We start from the raw sequence: 18,859 nt of genomic DNA on the forward strand, positions 1-18,859 counted from the left end.
TTAGAACCAAAAGAACACTGGAGAAGATAGAATTCTAGTCCCCTTGCTTCCGACGCTTGTAAAATCGAACTAAAGCCTATCGCCTGCGGCTCTTGTCACTTCACCCGGAAAAATAAACGTCCAAACAGCATCCACCTTCTCTTTCCAAACCGACTTCGGGTAGGGCTCCTCGGGCAGGCCATTCAGCGTAAAGTGGATCGTGCTCTCGGCGGAGGCTCGCACCTGTTGCTTCACCTGCCACTCCACAATGGCGAGTGTTGATCTTGCAGTTTCTCCAGCAGATCCCGCGCGACCTTCTTTACGGAAGTTTCCTGCGCCTTAGTCAGCTTTGGTTCCAGCTTGGTAAGCAGATCGAAGATCGCCAGCTCGTCTTCGGTCAGATTCTTTCGCGTCGCCCCACGCTGTTGGTAATCCATGGCGGCGACAAGCGCCTTCAAGACGACAAAGGACGCTTCCACATCCAGCTTGCTGAGATTGTATTGCTCAACGAGCTTCTCCAGCCTTTCGGCGAACTGGACACGGATGAGGTTCTGCGCCACTATCTTGCGCGCGCCGCACCTCGTGTTTGGCCGATTTGATCTGCGCGGGTTTGGCCGACGGTAACTGCTCCAAAGTTTGGATGATGTTGTTGATAGCTTTGTCGGCTTCTTCCAGCGTCATCTCGTAAAATTCAAGCTCGCCGGTTTCGGGATTTCCGCGGCAGCTCAACCTCAATACTGTGTCGCGTTTTGATTTTGCTGCCATTCTCGTAGCTCAATGAGGCGCACCTCGCCTGCGGGTGCAGGACGATCCTGAGTATGCGATCTATCGAGGACGGAGGTCAGGTCATGCTGTTACGTACCGCGACGTTCCGGTGACGGTCAATCGCATCAATGCCGACATTTATGATCAGCCGCGGTCAGGAGTGGATTTCACAACCGGAATGCTTAGCTTCTCTGCGTGCGCGCATGTGTACCAAGTACCGCCACCACCGGGAAAGGCGATGACCAGGTCAGGCTTGCCCTCGTTCAGCATCCGAAGGTTACGGCTGAGGGCGGCGTGGCGGCCTTCATTTTTCCAGTCCGCCGGAAACTCAATCAGTTCGAGTCCGCGTGCACGTGCCCATTCGCCGGCAATACGATCGACGCCACGGGCATCGCCCTCGATAATTGTACGAAAGCCATATTGGGCGTGAAGGCGATCCAATTCCGAGAAGATGAACGCGGTATCGTCGAACGATCTTCCGCCGCAAACCAGAACCTTCATTAAGGTCAGATCCTTCATTAAGCGAAACCTGAACCTTACACCGATCCGCGCAGGGGAGCTTGCCCAAGGGCCAGCGATCATCCGAACACTAGTTTAAGCACCATCAAGAGGGCGATGACGGCGACGATCTCCAAAACCATATCTTTTTGAATCCGACGTCGCACATCCGGCCGGACGGCGGCCACCGCCTCCAGCAACTCTAACTCTCTTTGAGTACGGCGATCTGTGGGTATTGGATTCTTGGCGGTAGCTTGCATTAATATTTTCTCATTATTGCATTGGGCTGAAGCTTCTAATACGTGTTTCGGTAGTGGCGGCGTCCACGAGTCCAGCCGATCCTCTGTCAGAACGTCCGCTTCCGGCTCCAGCATCAGAATTTCGCGCTCCGCTTGCTCCTGCGCGTCCGTCGCCGGCATTCCGCTCCTCAGCAATTCGTCCGACCTTTGCCACATCCTCTCTTGCAGGACGTAGGCCAGTTTGTCCGCGACCGACGATCCGCTCGTTCTCAGGCTCGCCCACATTTTCGGGCTGTTTTCTCGCCAGTTTGCGAGAATGTGCTTGTGAAGTACTTTGTTGTGCAGCACCGCCTCATTCGTTTTCAGGCTGGCGCACTCCTGCTCGATCTCCGTCACCCACCTCTGGCGTTGTTTCCGTTTGATCTGTTCGTCCCGCTCCTCCGAGTCCATTCTCGCTCCCTGTCTTCGCATGGGAATTTTCCACCGAGAATCCGTGTTGGATCGATTCAGCGCAGCGCCACTTCCATCATCAATGTCGAATGTAACTTAAAAGCGGTCGCCTTAAAAGCGGCACAAGGCCGATATGCCTTAGTGAAAAGAACTCACAAAGGGCCGCTGCGGGATACGCTGGCGAAGAACATGCGTCGCCTTCGCGCGGAGCGTGGTCTGAGCCAGGAAGCCTTGGCGCATGAGTGCGGGATCAACCGTACCTATCTGAGTGGAGTAGAGCGGTCTGAGCGCAACGTCTCCATCGACAACATTGCGCGCATCGCCCGCGGGCTCAAGGTGAGACCTTGGATGTTGCTGAATGACGGTTCTGAACGCTAGCCTTGGCCAGCAAGGCCGCTGGGTGCGTTTGACCGCGCACGACGATTTCAGAAGACTGCACGGGTTACTCGGAAAGTGAGTTCTGAAAGGCTGGTTCCATTGGCTGACTTTCAACCGCGGACTCTGAACTCACCGCAAAGTTGGCTTTGAAGTGAGTATGACAAGAGTGGGGAGTTGGACGCAATTAGTTGGCCTTTTTGTTGGCCTTTGAAAAATTATCTTATGATAAATATCATTATATCATATAGATAGTGACATTATTCGATCCCACCCAACGTACCATCGCCGGGCACCCATGGGCGCCGACCCCCCTTATCCCGCCTTCAACTCCGCGACTGCCTCGTCCGCGATTTCGCGTGGCGCCTCGTTATGGGTGTACTCGCGGAAATTCTCGATCGCCGCCGGGCGGCCGATCAGGTAGCCCTGAATCTCGTCGCAGTTCTGCTCGCGCAGGAATTTCATCTCGCCCGCGGTCTCGACGCCTTCGGCGAGCACCGGCAGACCGAGCCCGCGCCCGAGCCCCAGCACCGTGCGCACGATGGTCGCCGCCTGCTCGTTGCTGTCGACTGACTTGATGAAGGAGCCGTCGATCTTGATCTTGTCGAACGGGAAGGCGCGCAGGTTCGACAGCGACGAATAGCCGGTGCCGAAATCGTCCATCGCGATGTGAACGCCCAGCGCCTTGATCTGGCGCAGCGTCAGCAATGCACGGTTGAGGTCGCGCACCAGCGCGGTTTCGGTGATCTCGAGTTCGAGCCGGTTCGGTGAAAGCCCGGTTTCAATCAGGATGCGGTGCACGAGATGCGCGAAGTTCGGGTCGTAGATCTGCAAGGTCGAGACGTTGACCGCGATGGTCAAGGGTTGCGGCCATGACGCGGCTTCGCGGCAGGCGGTGCGCAGGACCCATTCGCCGATGCCGAGAATAGCTCCGGCTTCTTCCGCGATCGGAATGAACGTCGCAGGCGAGACATCGCCGCGCGTCGGATGCTTCCAGCGCAGCAGCGCCTCGAACCCGGTAACGATATTGTTCTGGATGTCGTGCTGGGGCTGGTAGACCAGCCGCAATTCGTTGCGGGCCACCGCATGGCGCAGATCGTGCTCGATCATCCGCCGTTCGCGGACCTCGGCGCCCATCTTCGCCTCGAAGAAGCGATAGGTGTTTCGGCCTTCGGTCTTGGCGCGATACAGCGCGGTATCGGCATGGCTGAGAAGCATTTGACGGTCGTTCGCGTCGTCCGGATAGAGCGCGATGCCGAGGCTGCTGGAGATGCCGTCGGTCTCCGGCGTGTCGCCCTTGAGGCGCAGCGCGGCGAGCACGTTTTCGGCAAAGCGGCGGGCGGCGTCGGCGCGGGCGATGTTCGGCAGCAGGATCGCGAATTCGTCGCCGCCGAGACGCGACATGATCTGCCCGCTGCCGAGCAGGCCGCCGATACGATTGGCGACCGTCTGCAGCACCCTGTCGCCTGCGGCATGGCCGAACAGGTCGTTGACCTCCTTGAAGCGGTCGAGGTCGAGGCAGAGCACGGCGAGTTTGTTGTCTTTCGGGAGGGCCGCAAGTGCTTCGTCGATCGCTGCATTGAATGAGGTGCGATTGGGCAGCGAGGTCAGCGCATCGTGATGGGCGAGATAGCGGATGTGCTGCTCGTTCTTCTTGCGCGCGCGCAGATCGCGCACGGCGACGACATGATGAGGGCGTCCCGCGTAGTCGATCGGCCGCAGAATGACTTCAGCCGGAATCATCGATCCGTCGTGGTGGCGCAGGGTCACTTCCATCGGCTGGTTCGACGAGGTCAGCAGCCGTTCGCGCGCGGTGTCGTCCGGAAGGCAGTGGTCGAGCTTGTTGCCGACCAGCATGGCCGACGACAGGCCGACCAGTTGCGCGAAACTTTCATTGACGGTCACGATGGTGTCGCCGTCGCAGACCACGAGGCCTTCCACGGCGGCGTTGGCGAGGCCACGCATCCGGTCGGTCTCAAGCTCGGCGCGGCGTCTGTCGCGGACATCGAGCGCGACCGCGGTCAGCGAGAGCAGGATGATGGTGAGGCTTGCCGCACAGACGAGGATCGCGAGCAGGGCCGGCGGCAGCGCGGTGGCGGGAACGGCGATGTTCGGATCGGGAAGAATGGTCACGGCGGCCATGCCGGTAAAATGATGGCTGCAGATCGCCAGCGTCAGCAGCGCAGCGCCTGCGGCTTTCCACTTCTCGGACTGGTCATGCAGGCCAACCGGCAGCGCGATGGCGCCAAGCGTTGCGCCCAGCACGATGGACCATGCGACCATGCCGAAATCCCAGACCACGATACCTGCGATCTCGAATGCGGCCATGCCGGTGTAATGCATCGCGGCGATGCCGCCCGCGACGATGGCGCCGCCCAGGGCGGGACCCGCGCTCCAGCCCGGGATCATCGCTACCACCAGGCCGCCGCCGGTCAGCAGCATGGCCACCACCAGCGATATCGCGGTGAGAGCGATGTTGTAACCGCTCGGAATGCCGGGCGAGAAGGCAAGCATCGCGATGAAGTGCGTCGACCAGATGCCGAAACCGATGGCAACGGCGGACACCGCGAGCCAGATGTGGCGCATCTGCCCCTGCACGGTTCGCGCATGATGTAGCAGGCGGAAGGCGGCGAAGGATGACAAGCCGCAGACAATGGCTGCGAGAACGACCAGCCTCAGATCGTGGGCGGTCGCGATACAATTATAGATTTTGAACATGGAAACCGGTTGCAGCGGCAGGGGTACGGGATTGCATGCAACCTAGAGCGACGTTCGGTAAGAAGTTGTAAACTCGGCAGCTACGATGCCGCCGACCCTTCGTTAAGTTTACGAATTGGTTGATTGGTTCGTTCAAACGCGAACGAAGCGTGCCGGAGCGGGGAATCGGCTACCGGCTACCGGTCGGCGCGGCTCACCACGTCCATCAGTTCGGCAATTTTCTTACGCTGATCCGCCTTGTCGCCCGAGCGGATTGCATGCTCGACGCAATGCGCCACATGATCGCGCAGGATTTCCTCCTCGACGCGGCGCAAGGCGGCGCGCGCGGCGGCGATCTGCGTCACGACGTCGATGCAGTAGCGGTCCGCCTCGATCATGTCGCTGAGGCCGCGAATCTGGCCCTCGATGCGTTTCAGCCGTTTTCGACAGGATGACTTGATCTCGTCTCTCATATCGTCCATATACCCCCTAGGGGTATAAAGATCAAGGTGGATGCCATGGCTCACGATGCGAACGGGGAATCAGGCTGCTGCGGCTCCCATGGTACGAAAGCGCCTGTGCCTGCCGCGCATTCTCACGAGGCACATGGCTCCTGCTGCCACGGGGCGGCCACGGACGCAGCGCCGGTGGCGATCGACCCGGTCTGTGGCATGAAGGTCGACCCCCATGCTCCGAAAGGTGGACGCTTTACTTACAAGGGCACCGAGTACGTGTTCTGCGGCCAGCGCTGCCATGATCGTTTTGCAGCAGAGCCGGAAAAATTCCTTGCGCCAAAACAACCTGAACCCGAGGCCGCGCCCGGCACGATCTACACCTGCCCGATGCACCCCGAGGTGCGCCAGATCGGTCCCGGCTCTTGCCCGAAATGCGGCATGGCGCTGGAGCCGGAAACCGTTTCGCTCGACGACAAGCCCGATCCCGAACTGATCGACATGCGCCGCCGTTTCTGGATCGCGCTGGTGCTCACCGTGCCGGTGTTCGTGATTGAAATGGGCGGGCATCTGTTCGATCAGCATCTGGTGTCGCCGGTCATGTCGAACTGGCTGTCGCTCGCGCTCGCAACTCCGGTGGTGCTGTGGGCGGGTGCGCCGTTCTTCGTGCGCGGCTGGCGTTCGGTCGCGACGTGGAATCTCAACATGTTCACGCTGATCGCGATGGGCACCGGCATCGCGTATCTTTACAGCGTCGCGGCGGTGCTTGCGCCGCAGGCGTTTCCCGAAGCGTTCCGCGACATGCATGGCGGGGTCGCGGTGTATTTCGAATCAGCGATGGTGATCGTGACGCTGGTGCTGCTCGGGCAGGTGCTGGAGTTGCGCGCGCGCGAGAAAACCTCCGGCGCCATCCGCGCGCTGTTGTCGCTTGCCCCGAAGACGGCGCGCCGCATCAAGAACGGCACTGACGAAGACATCGCGCTCGATGCGGTCGTGGTCGGCGACCTGTTGCGGGTGCGGCCCGGCGAGACGGTGCCGGTCGACGGCACGGTGAAAGAGGGCCGCTCCGCCGTCGATGAATCGATGGTCACCGGCGAATCGATGCCGGTGACCAAGGAAGCGGGCGCGCAACTGATCGGCGGCACGCTGAACCAGAGTGGCGGGCTTGTCCTGGTCGCCGACAAAGTCGGTCGCGACACGGTGCTGTCGCGCATCGTCGATCTGGTCGCCAAGGCACAGCGTTCGCGCGCGCCGGTGCAGCGATTGGCGGATTATGTCGCGGGCTGGTTCGTGCCCGCCGTGGTGGCGGCGGCGGCGATTGCTTTTGCTGCGTGGGCGATGTTCGGCCCCGAGCCGCGCTATTCCTTCGCGCTTCTCGCAGCGGTGACGGTGCTGATCATCGCCTGTCCGTGCGCGCTCGGCCTCGCCACGCCGATGTCGATCATGGTGGGCATCGGGCGCGGCGCGCGCTCCGGCATTCTGGTGCGCGATGCGGATGCGCTGGAGCGGATGGAGAAGATCGACACTTTCGTGATCGACAAGACCGGCACGCTGACGGAAGGCAGGCCCGATGTCGTTGCGATCGAGACTACGGAGAATTTCAGCCAGAACGAATTGCTGCGTCTCGCCGCGAGTGTCGAACAGGCGAGCGAGCACCCGCTGGCGGCGGCCATCGTCGCGGCGGCAAAACGCCGCCAGCTTGTCTGCAGCAAGGTCGAGGACTTCGATTCACCGTCCGGCAAGGGCGCCAGCGGACGCGTGGAGGGCAAGACCATCGCGCTCGGCAATGCGGCGCTGATGCGGGATCTGAAGATCGACACCTCAATGCTCGATGACACGGCGCAAGAGCAGCGCGGGCAGGGCGCGACGGTGATCTATGCGGCTGTCGATGGCGTCGTGCGCGGCATCATCGCCATCGCCGATCCGATCAAGGACAGCGCGCGGTCCGCGCTTGAGCGCCTGCGTGCGGCAAAGCTGCACGTCGTCATGCTGACGGGCGACAACATCGCCACCGCACGCGCGGTCGCTGAACGGCTCGGCATCACCGAGGTCGAGGCTGATGTGCTGCCCGAACACAAAAGCGAAGCTGTGCAGCGTTTGCAAAAACAGGGCCGCCGTGTCGCGATGGTCGGCGACGGCGTCAACGACGCACCCGCGCTCGCGGCCGCTGATGTCGGCATCGCCATGGGCGGCGGCACCGATGCGGCGATCGAGAGCGCAGGCATCACGCTGTTGCGCGGCGACCTGATGGGTCTCGTGCAGGCGCGGGCCTTGTCGGTCGCGACGATGCGCAACATCCGCCAGAATCTGTTGTTCGCCTTCCTCTACAACGCGGCCGGCGTGCCGATCGCGGCTGGCATTTTGTATCCGGCCTTCGGCCTGCTGCTGTCGCCTGCGATTGGTGCTGCGGCCATGGCGTTGTCGTCGGTCAGCGTGATCGGTAACGCCTTGCGGCTGGCGCGGCTGCGGCTGTCCGCGTGATGCAGCTCACGCCATAGTGAAGGCAGGACGAACGGAATGCCTGAAACGAAAAAAGCCGGGCAAAAAGCCCGGCTTGTTAGTCGACAGCCTTGAGAGGCCGATACGATCATCCTTCCTTCCGTTTTCACAGTTGGAAAGATTCCGATGCAGGGGTCCGCAGGAGGAGGGGACAGGATGCAAACCGGTGCATCGGATGAAAAGAGTATCGTATCGAGCGGCGATGTATCGCAACAGCGGGTTTGGAATGTCAGTCATGCGCAAGATGCGTGCGACATTCTTACCTACGACATTTTGCATACATCTCTGGCTATGACGGCCAGCGCTGCGCCTTGCTGACGATGAAATCGCGGAACACCTGGACGCGTGCCACCGACTTCAATTCTTCGGGATAGACGAAATATGCATCGAGTTGAATCGAATCGTCCTCACCGAACAGTTGCAGCAGGCGATTGGCCTCGTCGATGAGGTAATCCGGCAGCGCGGCGATGCCGATGCCTTGCTGGCAGGCACGGACCAGGCCGAGCACGTTGTTGACCTTGAAGAACGGCTCGCGCGGCCCCGCGCCGTTACGTCCGGCCTCGATCAGCCAGTTTCTGTTCTGCAGATGTGGCGGCAGGTTCTGCGCGTTGAGCACGATCAACCGGTGATTGTCCAGTTCCTCCAGCGTGCGCGGCGTGCCGAATTTCTTGGCGTAGTCCGGCGAGCAGTAGGCGTGGAAGCCGATTGAAAAAAGTTTCCGCTGGATGAGATCGGGTTGCGTCGGCTTGCGGGTGCGCAACGCGACGTCGGCCTCGCGCATCGAGAGGTCGAGTTCCTCGTCGGTCAGCGTCAGCGCCAGCCGGATTTCCGGATAGAGCGAGGTGAATTCGGTGAGCCGCGGCACCAGCCAGTTGATGCCGAGACCGGGGGAGGTCGTCACCTTCAGCTCCCCGCTCGGCCGCTCGCGGCTGTCGGTCAGCTTGGCGCGTGCCGCCTGCAACTGCATGAAGACGTCATGCGCGGTGCGGAACAAAAGGTCGCCCTGTTCGGTGAGGATCAGGCCGCGGGCATGGCGGTGAAACAGCGACACCGACAATTCCTGCTCCAGCGCGCTGACCTGGCGCGACACCGCCGATTGCGACAGCCCAAGCTGCTCGCCGGCATGGGTGAAGCTGCCGGCCTCGGCTGCGGCGTGGAACACCTTCAGCTTGTCCCAGTCCATATCGGTCAGTCCGTCGTGAGATCGGGCCATGATTACTCCGCTGCGGCGCGTTCGCTCGCACGGGCGGCAAGGAAACGCTCGGCTTCGAGCGCGGCCATGCAGCCCATGCCGGCGGCCGTCACGGCCTGCCGGTAATGTTCATCGGCAACGTCACCGGCGGCGAACACGCCGGGCACGGAGGTTGCGGTGGAGTGCGGGGCGATCTCGATATAGCCCGAGGGTTTCAGCTTGAGCTGGCCCTGCACCAGTTCGGTCGCGGGCGCATGGCCGATCGCGATGAAGACGCCGTCGGCGGCCTGCTCGCTGATCGCGCCGGTCTTGAGATTGCGCAGGCGCACATGCGTGACCTTGGAGGGGTTCTGCTCGCCGGCGATTTCCGCGATCTCGCTGTCCCACACCACCTTGATCTTGGGATGCTTGAACAGGCGGTCCTGCAGGATGCGCTCGGCGCGCAGGCTGTCGCGGCGGTGGACCAGCGTCACCGAGGAGGCGAAGTTCGTGAGGAACAGCGCTTCCTCGACCGCGGTGTTGCCGCCGCCGACCACGATGACTTCCTTGTTGCGGTAGAAGAAGCCGTCGCAGGTGGCGCAGGCCGAAACGCCAAAGCCCTTGAAGGTTTCTTCGGAGGGAATGCTGAGCCAGCGCGCCTGTGCGCCGGTCGCGAGGATCACGGCCTCCGCGAGATAGACGTCGCCGGAATCGCAGGTGATGCGGAACGGCGACTGCCCAAGCTCGAGTTTGTTGACGTGGTCGGTGACGATCTTCGCACCGACATGGGTCGCCTGCTTTTCCATCTCCGTCATCAGCCAGGGGCCCTGGATGACGTCGGAAAAGCCCGGATAGTTTTCCACGTCGGTGGTGATGGTCAGCTGGCCGCCCGGCTGGATGCCCTGGATCAGGACAGGCTCAAGCATCGCACGCGCAGCATAAATTGCTGCGGTGTAACCTGCCGGGCCGGACCCGATGATAACGACTTTGGCGTGAATAGGAGCGGCCATGGACGACTCTTCGATTTGACCTTGAGGACGAAGCGCCCTTTGGCAAACCGGTGGCAAATCGGTGAAAATCAGGGAGAAATTGCCACCACCGCGGCGCTCATAGTCTGGTTGGGACAATGTAGGCTTTCCTACGAGCTATGCAAGATTTGCAACCCCCCATCGGCAATTTTCCCCAAGCCAGCAGGCCTCAAGACCCGCGCAATAAAATTGCGCAACGGCGGAGAGCCCGCTACAAGCTCGAATTGTTGCGCCGCGAACAGGAGCCGGGGAGCCCGTGACCAAACAACTCGACGCCATCGACCTCAGGATCCTGCACGAGCTGCAGGAGGACGGCCGCATCACCAATGTGGAACTGGCCAAACGGGTCGGCATTTCGCCGCCGCCCTGCCTGCGGCGTGTCCGGGCGCTGGAGGACGAAGGTTACATCCACGGCTATCGCGGGCTGCTCGATCCCAAGGCGCTCGGCTTCGACGTCACGGTGTTCGCGTCCGTCCATCTGTCGAGCCAGGCCGATGCCGACCTGCGTGCCTTCGAGGCGTTCGTGAATGCCCAGCCGATCGTGCGCGAATGCTGGATGCTGTCGGGTGAGGTCGATTTCATCCTGAAATGCGTCGCCTCCGACATGGCGGCCTTTCAGGACTTCGTGACGCATCTCACCGCCGCGCCGCATGTACAGAACGTGCGCACCTCGCTGGTGCTGCACAATTCCAAATACGCGCCCGCCGTGCCGCTGGAATTGAAAGTCTGAACGCGCACATGAGCGTTACAGATTTTCTGCTGCTGGCTGGAGGAGGCTTCCTCGCAGGCATCGTCAACTCCGTCGCCGGTGGCGGCACCTTCCTGTCCTTCGCGGCGATGATCGCCTGCGGGCTGAATGCGCTGGAAGCCAACGCCACCAGCGCGGTCGCGATCACGCCGTCCAATCTCGCGACCGTCGCGGCCTACCGTAACGAAGTGAAATCGCACTGGCGCGAATTCATTCCGTTCGCGGTGATCGGGGTGATCGGCGGTGCGATCGGTGCGGGGCTTTTGATCTGGCTTGGCAATGCGGGCTTCAAGCCGCTGGTGCCGTGGCTGCTGCTGTTCGCGACACTCTTGTTCGCGTTCAGCGGGCCGATCCGGAAATTCGTCGAGCCGTGGTCGGTGCGCGCGGAGACCGGCGTCCGCATCGCGGCCTATGGGCTGATGGTGGTGGTGTCGATCTATGGCGGTTTTTTTGGCGCAGGCATCGGCTTCGTCATCCTCGCCGCGCTGCTCATTCTTGAAGGCGGCGACTATCACAAGGCCAATGCGATCCGCATCACCATCGCCTTCCTGATTCAGGCGGTGGCGGCGGTGCTCTTGATTTTCGGCGGGCTGGTACACTGGCCGCATGCGATCGTGACGATGATCTCCGCCTCCGTGGGCGGCTATTGCGGCGTCGGCTGGGCGCGAATGCTGCCGGATAAAATAGTCCGCGCCGTGGTGGTGGCCATCGGCGCGGCTTTGACTGTGATTTTCTTCGTCAGGCCGTAAGGCAGATCAGGATCTGCCGCGCGCGGCGTCGATGCTCCACGGCCCGGGGCCTGCGGCGAAGATGTACAGGAACACGAAACAGTACAGCACCGCGAGTTCGCCGCCGTTCAGGACCGGGAAGAAGCTCTTGGAGGCGTGGACCATGAAATAGGCCACCGCCGTGAAGCCGCAGAGGATGAACGCGGTCGGTCGTGTGAACAGGCCGAGCACCATCAACGCGCCGCCGATCAGTTCGATCAGGCCGCCGATGCCCATCAGCGATCCGATCTGCACGTTGGCGAATTGCGGCACGGCCGGAAAATGCAAAATCTTCGCCGTGCCGTGCTGAAGGATTTCAAGTCCGGCGATGAAGCGTAGGACGCTGAGAACTTGCGGCTGCCAGGGCGCCAGGGTTCGTTCGATGCTCATCGGTCCTCTCTTTGTGAAGATGGCGATGATTCATCGTATCGCATGGCGCGATTCGGAACCAAGCCATCGCCGAACAAAAATATGTGCGAAGCATGCGAGGGCCGCGGCATATTGGCGGGCCTACGGGGTTTTGCCGGGCGAAGGTTCGCCCTGAATGCAACGGATCTCCGCAGGCTGGCAGGCGGGGCCGATGTTGGAGCAGACCGGTTTGTCCGCGATGTCGTTGCGCGTGCAACTGATGCATCCGTCGGTCCAGTGCAGGCATTGCGGCGGGCCGGTATGAACGGACGTTTCTGTCGGCGCAGCTGATTGCGTTTGTGCAGGCCCGTCCGGCGGCACGGGCAGTAATTCGTCGGCGCGCGCGGGGCTTGCCGTGAGTATGACGGCCAGTGCCAGTATCTTGATTGATGCCATCAATGCCAGTCGAGAACGCCGCATTTTATCCCAGTCGTCCCCGCGCAGGCGGGGACCCAGCTCTCTTCAAACAAGTTGATCAGATAAATCCCGCCATTCCGGATTGTCCCGTTCGATCAATCGTATCTTCCAGGCACGATTCCATTTCTTCATTTGCTTTTCTCGTTGGATGGCCTCTGTCGCTCTGGAATAAGTTTCAATGTACACAAGGCGGTGCACGGAATATCGATCTACGAATTCCGACCCTTGGCCGGACCGATGTAACGCGAGCCGTGCTGTGACGTTATTGGTGACGCCAATATACAGTGTTCCGTTGCGAGCGCTGGCGAGGATGTAGACGCAAAACATGGCTGCCTCTTGGGCAGGAAATCTACATTTTTAAGGTAGCTCTGGGTCCCCGCCTTCGCGGGGACGACGCCGAGATACTTGCGTGTTTTGTACTGACGTTCAATTGCCTCAAAAAAAGGCCGGGCAGATGCCCGACCTTTTTCAGAACCATTGAAGCTCGCGGAAGGCTACTTCCAGTCGACCTTCGCGACCTCGTAGGCCTTGGCGCCGCCGGGCGCGACAACCTCGACGGAGGTGCCCTTCTTCTTGCCGATCAGCGCGCGCGCGAGCGGCGAGGTGATTGAGATGCGGCCCTTCTTGGCGTCGGCCTCGGTCTCGCCGACGATCTGGTAGACGACCTTCTTCTCGGTGTCCTCGTCGATCAGCGTGACGGTCGCGCCGAACTTGATGGTGTCGCCCGACAGTTTCGAGACGTCGATGATGTCGGCGCGCGCGAGCTTGTCCTCCAGCTCGGCGATGCGGCCCTCGTTATGCGACTGCGCTTCCTTCGCCGCGTGATATTCGGCGTTCTCGGACAGGTCGCCATGCGAGCGTGCTTCCGCAATCGCCTCGATGATGCGCGGGCGCTCCACCGATTGGCGCTGCTTCAATTCGTCTTCGAGAGCCACAAGTCCGGCGGCGGTGATTGGAAGCTTCTCAACCATGTCGTCTATTCCTCGATTTCATGTCCGGCCAAACGCCGGGCCTGAAAAACTGTCTGTCAGGCCATTGGCGGCCAAACCGAAAAGAACATGCACAGGACAGGCTAGTTCCCGCACAGTTCTGGCGATCCGCCCCGGAGGCGGCGTCAGACCTCAAAGATCGGAAAAATAACCCTGCAAGGTGCGAACCTCGAGGTCTCCGCCCAGGTAGGCGCGGATGCCCTGCGTGGCCGCCACGGCACCTGAAAGTGTGGTGTAGTAGGGCACTTTATGCAAGAGGGCAGCGCGACGCAGAGAACGGCTGTCCGCCAGCGCCTGCGGGCCTTCGGTGGTGTTGAACACGAGCTGGACCTCGCCATTGGTGATGGCGTCCACGATGTGGGGACGGCCTTCCAGCACCTTGTTGATCTTGTCGGCGGCGACGCCGTGATCGGCGAGATAGCGCTGGGTGCCGGAGGTCGCGATCACCTTGAAGCCGAGCTTGGTCAGGATGCGGGCGGGCTCCAGGATGCGCTCCTTGTCGCTTTCGCGCACCGAGATGAACACCGTGCCGGTGCGCGGCACGCGGGTGCCGCCGCCGAGCTGGCTCTTGGCGAACGCGACCGGGAACGAGCGGTCGATGCCCATCACTTCACCGGTCGATTTCATCTCCGGGCCGAGCACGGTGTCGACACCGGGGAAGCGCGCGAACGGGAAGACCGATTCCTTGACGCCGACATGGCCGAGTTTCTTCGGCTTCAGCTTGAAGGAGGCCAGCTTTTCGCCCGCCATGATGCGCGCGGCGATCTTGGCGACCGGCAGGCCCACGACCTTGGCGACGAACGGCACCGTGCGCGAGGCGCGCGGATTGACCTCCAGCACGTAGATCTCGCCGTCTTTGATGGCGTACTGAACGTTCATCAGGCCGACCACGTCGAGGCCGAGCGCAAGCTCGCGCGTCTGGCGTTCGAGCTCGGCGATGGTCGCGGCGTCGAGCGAGTGCGGCGGCAGCGAGCAGGCCGAGTCGCCCGAGTGAATGCCGGCTTCCTCGATGTGCTCCATAATGCCGACGACGAAGGTGTCCTTGCCGTCGCACAGACAATCGACGTCCACTTCCGTGGCATCCGACAGATAACGGTCGAACAGCAGCGGGTTCTTCCCGAGCACGGTGTTGATCTGGCCGGTCTTGTCGTTCGGGTAACGCGCTTTGACGTCGGCGGGCACCAGCTCCGGCAGCGTGCCGAGCAGATAGTCGCCGAGCTGGTTGTCCTCGCGGATGATCTGCATCGCGCGGCCGCCGAGGACGTAAGAGGGGCGCACCACTAGTGGCAAACCGAGCTCGGCGGCGACAAGCCGGGCCTGCTCGACCGAGTAGGCGATGCCGTTCTTCGGCTGCTTGAGATGCAGTTTGTCGAGCACGCGCTTGAAGCGGTCGCGGTCTTCGGCGAGGTCGATCGCGTCCGGCGAGGTGCCGAGGATCGGCACGTCGGCATCTTCGAGCGCGCGTGCGAGCTTGAGCGGGGTCTGGCCGCCGAACTGCACGATGACGCCGTGCAGCTTGCCGTTCGAGCGTTCGGTGTCGATGATCTCGAGCACGTCTTCCGCGGTGAGCGGTTCGAAATAGAGCCGGTCGGCGGTGTCGTAGTCGGTCGAGACCGTCTCGGGGTTGCAATTGACCATGATGGTCTCGTAGCCCGCGTCATGCAGCGCGAAGCAGGCGTGGCAGCAGCAATAGTCGAACTCGATGCCCTGGCCGATGCGGTTCGGACCGCCGCCGAGGATGACGACCTTGTTTTTGTCGGATGGGTCGCTCTCGTCTGCGACCTTGCCCGCGAACGGGGCCTCATAGGTCGAATACATGTAGGCGGTCGGCGAGGCGAATTCGGCGGCGCAGGTATCGATGCGCTTGAACGCAGGGCGCACGCCGAGCGCGCGCCGTGCGGCCTTTACCTCGGCGTCGGTGGTGTTGGCGAGTACCGCGAGGCGGGCGTCGGAGAAGCCCATGCTCTTGAGCGAGCGCATCGCGAACGCGTTGTCCGGCAGGCCGTGCTCGCGCACCTTCTGCTCGGTCTCGATAATGCCGCGCATCTGCGCGAGGAACCACGGGTCGATCTTGCAGGAGTTGAAAATCTCCTCGTCCGACCAGCCCAGCCGCATCGCCTGCGCCACCTGCAAAATGCGGTTTGGCGTCGGCGTGCCAAGGGCGGCGCGGATCGCGTTCTTGTCATCGCCCTGGCCGAGGCCATCGATTTCGATCTCGTCGAGGCCGGTCAACCCGGTCTCAAGCCCGCGCAGCGCCTTCTGCAGGGACTCCTGGAAGGTGCGGCCGATGGCCATCACTTCGCCGACCGACTTCATCGAGGTGGTCAGCGTGGAGGATGCACCGGGGAATTTCTCGAACGCGAAGCGCGGAATTTTGGTGATGACGTAATCGATGGTCGGCTCGAACGACGCGGGCGTTGCGCCGCCGGTGATGTCGTTGGCGATTTCATCGAGCGTGTAGCCGACCGCGAGTTTCGCCGCGACCTTGGCGATCGGGAAGCCGGTGGCTTTCGACGCCAATGCAGAGGAGCGCGACACGCGCGGGTTCATCTCGATGACGACCATGCGGCCGTCCGCCGGGTTGACGCCGAACTGCACGTTGGAGCCACCGGTCTCGACGCCGATCTCGCGCAGCACCGCCAGCGAGGCGTCGCGCATGATCTGGTATTCCTTGTCGGTCAGCGTCAGCGCCGGTGCCACGGTGATCGAGTCGCCGGTGTGCACGCCCATCGGATCGAGGTTCTCGATCGAGCAGACGATGATGCAGTTGTCCTTCTTGTCGCGGACAACCTCCATCTCGAATTCTTTCCAGCCGAGCACCGACTCTTCGATCAGCACTTCGTTGGTGGGCGAGGCGTCGATGCCGCGCTCGACGATCTCGATGAATTCGGCCTTGGTGTAGGCGATGCCGCCGCCGGTGCCGCCCATGGTGAAGGAGGGGCGGATGATCGCGGGCAGGCCGATTTCCTCCAGCGCGCGCAGCGCGTCGGGCAGGGTCTTGGTCTGGATCGAGCGCGGGGATTCGAGGCCGATCTTGTCCATCGCCTCGCGGAAGCGGCCACGGTCCTCGGCCTTGTCGATGGCGTCGGCGGTGGCGCCGATCATCTCGACATCGAACTTGTCCAGCGTGCCCTGCTTGCGCAGCGACAGCGCGCAGTTCAGCGCGGTCTGGCCGCCCATGGTCGGCAGCAGCGCGAAGCCGCCGGGAATGACGTGGCGTTCCTTCTCGATGATCTTGGCGACGATTTCCGGGGTGATCGGCTCGATGTAGGTCGCGTCGGCCAGATCCGGGTCGGTCATGATGGTGGCCGGATTGGAGTTGACCAGGACCACCCGGTACCCCTCTTCCTTCAGCGCCTTCACGGCCTGGGTGCCGGAGTAGTCGAATTCGCAGGCCTGGCCGATCACGATGGGGCCAGCGCCGATGATGAGGATCGTCGAGATATCTGTACGTTTGGGCATTAAGTCTCGCAGGCAGGAAGGCCAGCCGGAATTTCGGCACAAAAAAAGGGCGCGCAGCCGCGCGTCCCTTGAGCCAAGAGCGCGATTTTCGCGCGCGAGGTGTCTTTAGACCAGAATCCCGTGTGGTGGAAGGGTTTAAACGCCCCCATCAACCGGCAATTTGGGGCATTTCGGGCCGCTTTCGCCTGCTTTTTTGACACCGCGGCGTTGAGCCATGGGACAGGATGCCGGGCAGGATGGATGCCGTCAGGACCAAGCGAGGATGGTCCCCGTCTTGTAATCCTGATCGGTTATCCCCACATGATCTTGATCAGTCGGCAAAATCAGGTGCCGATGACGGAGAGACGCTGCTGTGCTCCCGCCTCGAAGAGGGAAACAGCCATGAGCGCCGTTATTTACCCGCTTCACTTTGAAAGACGATTTGCCCGTAAATGGGCACGATTCGCGCGCGATGCATCTCCTGCGCCAATGAGGAGATCGCGGCCTGAGAGCACTGATACCTGCGCTTGCGGTCAGGTTCTCGTGGCGCCCTATAATTCGACTTACTCTGCGAAGGCCGTCATCAACAAATGGCATTGCATGAACTGCAACGCCAAATGGTCGACGATTGCTGACATCTGGCGCGCATAAGCGCTGAATGTGAATGACTGAACCGATCAATTCCAGGGATGTATTGGGTTGATCCAAAGAGTCCTGCCTGAAATGGCGGGGCTTTCATGCAGGTGACTTAGAGAGGGTATTTGACTCATCAATTTCCCATAAGCGGCAAAGTCCGTCATTCCCCGCAAGGACCAAGCCGTGGCAGCAAAGGACAACGGCCTACCTATATGGTCGTATCGCATTTGCCGATCGAGATGGATGGCAGATTTCGTTACCGCATCAGGAACTGTCTTGATGGCAGTGAGCGCATCGTGACCGAAGAACAGCTTTCGACAGCAACTTCGGAAACTGACGATGTATCGTGTGCCTGATGTTTTCGCCTGAGCTTAGGGCTGAAAATCAAGGCCGATATTAAATTATCTTTTAGAGCCAATTCCTCTCGATGCTTAGGAACGTGAGCGGATTTGATCCATTGGCCTTCTGCGTAACAGAGGGAATTGAAACATGTCAGACCAAAATCAGAACAACGATCAGAGGCAGCAGAGCCAGCAGGGTAACAAGCCAGGGCAGCAGCAGGGCGGCGGCGATCACAAGCCGGGCCAGCAGCAGCAACAGCAGCCCGGTCAGGGCGGCCAGCAGGGCGGCGGGCAACAGAAGCCGGATCAGCGTTAAGCTTCATTTGCGATGATGAAGGTGAACCTCCGGTCTCATGACTGGAGGTTTTTCTTTGCCGTAGCGCAGGAAGCCGTGTCCGCGTGATTGCCGTAAGGAGAATTGTGAGAGCAACCGGCCAATTGACTTCATACAGCAAGGATTCAGGGAATGTCCCTCAGATCAAAAACAGAAATGCAGGTCTACACGCACGCGATCAATAATAACTCGCGGTTTGCGAGGGGCTTTTTAATGGGCGTCTGTACGGGCGCCATCGTTTTCTTTGCTGCTCTAAGTCTGGCCTATGTGTTCGATGTCGGAGGCATCCAGCCCTTCGTCGACAGCATCATTCATTGGCTACGAATGCGGGTCCCGACGATCTGACTCGGCGACATTGAACTCGCGGAGTTTAGCCTTGATGTATTCAGCGGGGTCACCGATCTCCCGAACGATGTCATCGGACGACAGACCGAGCTGATTGGCGGCTTCCAGAAGTCGGCGCGCCAATTCATCTGCGCTTTGGGAGCTGCCGATCTCGCCAAGCTCTAATTTCGCGTGGACGCTGTTAGCGACCCAAAAGTCGATAAATTCTTTCGCGTTTGTCACCATGACAGGACAATAGCAGAAAAGGCTTGCTGGCGGGCGGTTCTGGAGCCGTTCAAGC

19 protein-coding genes are annotated in these 18,859 nt (G+C 61.2%); 5 read left to right on the top strand and 14 right to left on the bottom strand.

What is annotated here, in order from left to right; genetic code table 11:
• Positions 1-230: 230 nt before the first annotated feature.
• The 4 genes from AC1RNA_RS07505 to AC1RNA_RS07520 form a co-directional block, all read right to left on the bottom strand.
• Complete coding sequence (locus AC1RNA_RS07505) at positions 231-539, bottom strand: type I restriction enzyme endonuclease domain-containing protein (protein WP_492950660.1); 309 nt, start codon at positions 537-539, stop codon at positions 231-233.
• Positions 484-744: a hypothetical protein gene (locus AC1RNA_RS07510; RefSeq protein WP_492950661.1), complete on the bottom strand. Its 261-nt coding sequence runs from the start codon at positions 742-744 to the stop codon at positions 484-486. Before AC1RNA_RS07510 ends, AC1RNA_RS07505 begins: the two co-directional genes overlap by 56 nt.
• 144 nt (positions 745-888) lie before the next feature.
• A complete protein-coding gene (locus tag AC1RNA_RS07515) occupies positions 889-1,263 on the bottom strand; it encodes a DUF2493 domain-containing protein (protein ID WP_492950662.1) in 375 nt (124 codons plus the stop codon).
• A gap of 59 nt (positions 1,264-1,322) precedes the next feature.
• The gene (locus AC1RNA_RS07520; protein WP_492950663.1) at positions 1,323-1,931 is read right to left on the bottom strand and encodes a hypothetical protein; all 609 of its coding nucleotides are present in this window, start codon (positions 1,929-1,931) and stop codon (positions 1,323-1,325) included.
• Positions 1,932-2,072: 141 nt separating this feature from the next.
• Between AC1RNA_RS07520 and AC1RNA_RS07525 the strand changes: the two genes are divergently transcribed.
• Positions 2,073-2,309: a helix-turn-helix domain-containing protein gene (locus tag AC1RNA_RS07525; protein ID WP_492950664.1), complete on the top strand. Its 237-nt coding sequence runs from the start codon at positions 2,073-2,075 to the stop codon at positions 2,307-2,309.
• Positions 2,310-2,621: 312 nt separating this feature from the next.
• Here the strand turns inward: AC1RNA_RS07525 and AC1RNA_RS07530 are convergent, their stop codons facing one another.
• Positions 2,622-5,024: a bifunctional diguanylate cyclase/phosphodiesterase gene (locus tag AC1RNA_RS07530; RefSeq protein WP_492950665.1), complete on the bottom strand. Its 2,403-nt coding sequence runs from the start codon at positions 5,022-5,024 to the stop codon at positions 2,622-2,624.
• A 176-nt stretch (positions 5,025-5,200) separates the two neighbouring features.
• Positions 5,201-5,476, bottom strand: coding sequence for a metal-sensitive transcriptional regulator (locus AC1RNA_RS07535; protein WP_040297959.1), 276 nt, complete (start codon positions 5,474-5,476; stop codon positions 5,201-5,203).
• Positions 5,477-5,521: 45 nt separating this feature from the next.
• Here AC1RNA_RS07535 and AC1RNA_RS07540 point away from each other — a divergent pair, with 45 nt between their 5' ends.
• Positions 5,522-7,936 (top strand): heavy metal translocating P-type ATPase, encoded by a 2,415-nt coding sequence (locus AC1RNA_RS07540; protein WP_492950666.1) that lies wholly within the window; start codon positions 5,522-5,524, stop codon positions 7,934-7,936.
• 307 nt (positions 7,937-8,243) lie between these two features.
• Here the strand turns inward: AC1RNA_RS07540 and AC1RNA_RS07545 are convergent, their stop codons facing one another.
• On the bottom strand, positions 8,244-9,167 hold the full coding sequence (locus AC1RNA_RS07545; RefSeq protein ID WP_009337250.1) for a LysR family transcriptional regulator: 924 nt from the start codon (positions 9,165-9,167) through the stop codon (positions 8,244-8,246).
• 2 nt (positions 9,168-9,169) lie between these two features.
• Positions 9,170-10,135, bottom strand: coding sequence for a thioredoxin-disulfide reductase (gene trxB, locus AC1RNA_RS07550; RefSeq protein ID WP_009337248.1), 966 nt, complete (start codon positions 10,133-10,135; stop codon positions 9,170-9,172).
• Between the two features lie 274 nt (positions 10,136-10,409).
• Here trxB and AC1RNA_RS07555 point away from each other — a divergent pair, with 274 nt between their 5' ends.
• Both AC1RNA_RS07555 and AC1RNA_RS07560 read left to right on the top strand, forming a co-directional pair.
• Complete coding sequence (locus AC1RNA_RS07555) at positions 10,410-10,883, top strand: Lrp/AsnC family transcriptional regulator (protein WP_492950667.1); 474 nt, start codon at positions 10,410-10,412, stop codon at positions 10,881-10,883.
• Positions 10,884-10,891: 8 nt separating this feature from the next.
• Complete coding sequence (locus tag AC1RNA_RS07560; RefSeq protein WP_009337245.1) at positions 10,892-11,650, top strand: sulfite exporter TauE/SafE family protein; 759 nt, start codon at positions 10,892-10,894, stop codon at positions 11,648-11,650.
• A 6-nt stretch (positions 11,651-11,656) separates the two neighbouring features.
• Here the strand turns inward: AC1RNA_RS07560 and AC1RNA_RS07565 are convergent, their stop codons facing one another.
• The 5 genes from AC1RNA_RS07565 to carB all read right to left on the bottom strand — a co-directional run bounded on the left by AC1RNA_RS07565 (position 11,657) and on the right by carB (position 16,944).
• Entirely contained in the window at positions 11,657-12,058 is a 402-nt protein-coding gene (locus tag AC1RNA_RS07565; protein WP_009337243.1) for a DoxX family protein, read from the bottom strand.
• A gap of 120 nt (positions 12,059-12,178) precedes the next feature.
• Positions 12,179-12,472, bottom strand: coding sequence for a hypothetical protein (locus AC1RNA_RS07570; RefSeq protein WP_492950668.1), 294 nt, complete (start codon positions 12,470-12,472; stop codon positions 12,179-12,181).
• Between the two features lie 66 nt (positions 12,473-12,538).
• Entirely contained in the window at positions 12,539-12,820 is a 282-nt protein-coding gene (locus AC1RNA_RS07575) for a GIY-YIG nuclease family protein (protein ID WP_009337239.1), read from the bottom strand.
• A 167-nt stretch (positions 12,821-12,987) separates the two neighbouring features.
• A complete protein-coding gene (gene greA / locus AC1RNA_RS07580; protein WP_009337238.1) occupies positions 12,988-13,464 on the bottom strand; it encodes a transcription elongation factor GreA in 477 nt (158 codons plus the stop codon).
• 150 nt (positions 13,465-13,614) lie between these two features.
• On the bottom strand, positions 13,615-16,944 hold the full coding sequence (gene carB / locus AC1RNA_RS07585) for a carbamoyl-phosphate synthase large subunit (RefSeq protein ID WP_009337237.1): 3,330 nt from the start codon (positions 16,942-16,944) through the stop codon (positions 13,615-13,617).
• A 1,104-nt stretch (positions 16,945-18,048) separates the two neighbouring features.
• Between carB and AC1RNA_RS07590 the strand changes: the two genes are divergently transcribed.
• On the top strand, positions 18,049-18,216 hold the full coding sequence (locus AC1RNA_RS07590; protein WP_492950669.1) for a hypothetical protein: 168 nt from the start codon (positions 18,049-18,051) through the stop codon (positions 18,214-18,216).
• 336 nt (positions 18,217-18,552) lie between these two features.
• Here AC1RNA_RS07590 and AC1RNA_RS07595 read toward each other — a convergent pair whose 3' ends face one another.
• Positions 18,553-18,804: a hypothetical protein gene (locus AC1RNA_RS07595; RefSeq protein ID WP_492950670.1), complete on the bottom strand. Its 252-nt coding sequence runs from the start codon at positions 18,802-18,804 to the stop codon at positions 18,553-18,555.
• Positions 18,805-18,859 lie beyond the last annotated feature (55 nt).

Source organism: Afipia sp. GW821-FHT14H12 (assembly GCF_058803465.1).

Bases quoted from the DNA above. Each gene is read 5' to 3' on its own strand.
- AC1RNA_RS07570 (WP_492950668.1), bottom strand. From the start codon at position 12,472: ATGGCATCAATCAAGATACTGGCACTGGCCGTCATACTCACGGCAAGC.
- AC1RNA_RS07560 (WP_009337245.1), top strand. From the start codon at position 10,892: ATGAGCGTTACAGATTTTCTGCTGCTGGCTGGAGGAGGCTTCCTCGCA.
- AC1RNA_RS07575 (WP_009337239.1), bottom strand. From the start codon at position 12,820: ATGTTTTGCGTCTACATCCTCGCCAGCGCTCGCAACGGAACACTGTAT.
- AC1RNA_RS07595 (WP_492950670.1), bottom strand. From the start codon at position 18,804: ATGGTGACAAACGCGAAAGAATTTATCGACTTTTGGGTCGCTAACAGC.
- AC1RNA_RS07535 (WP_040297959.1), bottom strand. From the start codon at position 5,476: ATGAGAGACGAGATCAAGTCATCCTGTCGAAAACGGCTGAAACGCATC.
- AC1RNA_RS07515 (WP_492950662.1), bottom strand. From the start codon at position 1,263: ATGAAGGATCTGACCTTAATGAAGGTTCTGGTTTGCGGCGGAAGATCG.
- AC1RNA_RS07530 (WP_492950665.1), bottom strand. From the start codon at position 5,024: ATGTTCAAAATCTATAATTGTATCGCGACCGCCCACGATCTGAGGCTG.
- AC1RNA_RS07540 (WP_492950666.1), top strand. From the start codon at position 5,522: ATGGCTCACGATGCGAACGGGGAATCAGGCTGCTGCGGCTCCCATGGT.
- AC1RNA_RS07510 (WP_492950661.1), bottom strand. From the start codon at position 744: ATGGCAGCAAAATCAAAACGCGACACAGTATTGAGGTTGAGCTGCCGC.
- AC1RNA_RS07590 (WP_492950669.1), top strand. From the start codon at position 18,049: ATGTCAGACCAAAATCAGAACAACGATCAGAGGCAGCAGAGCCAGCAG.
- AC1RNA_RS07565 (WP_009337243.1), bottom strand. From the start codon at position 12,058: ATGAGCATCGAACGAACCCTGGCGCCCTGGCAGCCGCAAGTTCTCAGC.
- AC1RNA_RS07545 (WP_009337250.1), bottom strand. From the start codon at position 9,167: ATGGCCCGATCTCACGACGGACTGACCGATATGGACTGGGACAAGCTG.
- trxB (WP_009337248.1), bottom strand. From the start codon at position 10,135: ATGGCCGCTCCTATTCACGCCAAAGTCGTTATCATCGGGTCCGGCCCG.
- greA (WP_009337238.1), bottom strand. From the start codon at position 13,464: ATGGTTGAGAAGCTTCCAATCACCGCCGCCGGACTTGTGGCTCTCGAA.
- carB (WP_009337237.1), bottom strand. From the start codon at position 16,944: ATGCCCAAACGTACAGATATCTCGACGATCCTCATCATCGGCGCTGGC.
- AC1RNA_RS07520 (WP_492950663.1), bottom strand. From the start codon at position 1,931: ATGGACTCGGAGGAGCGGGACGAACAGATCAAACGGAAACAACGCCAG.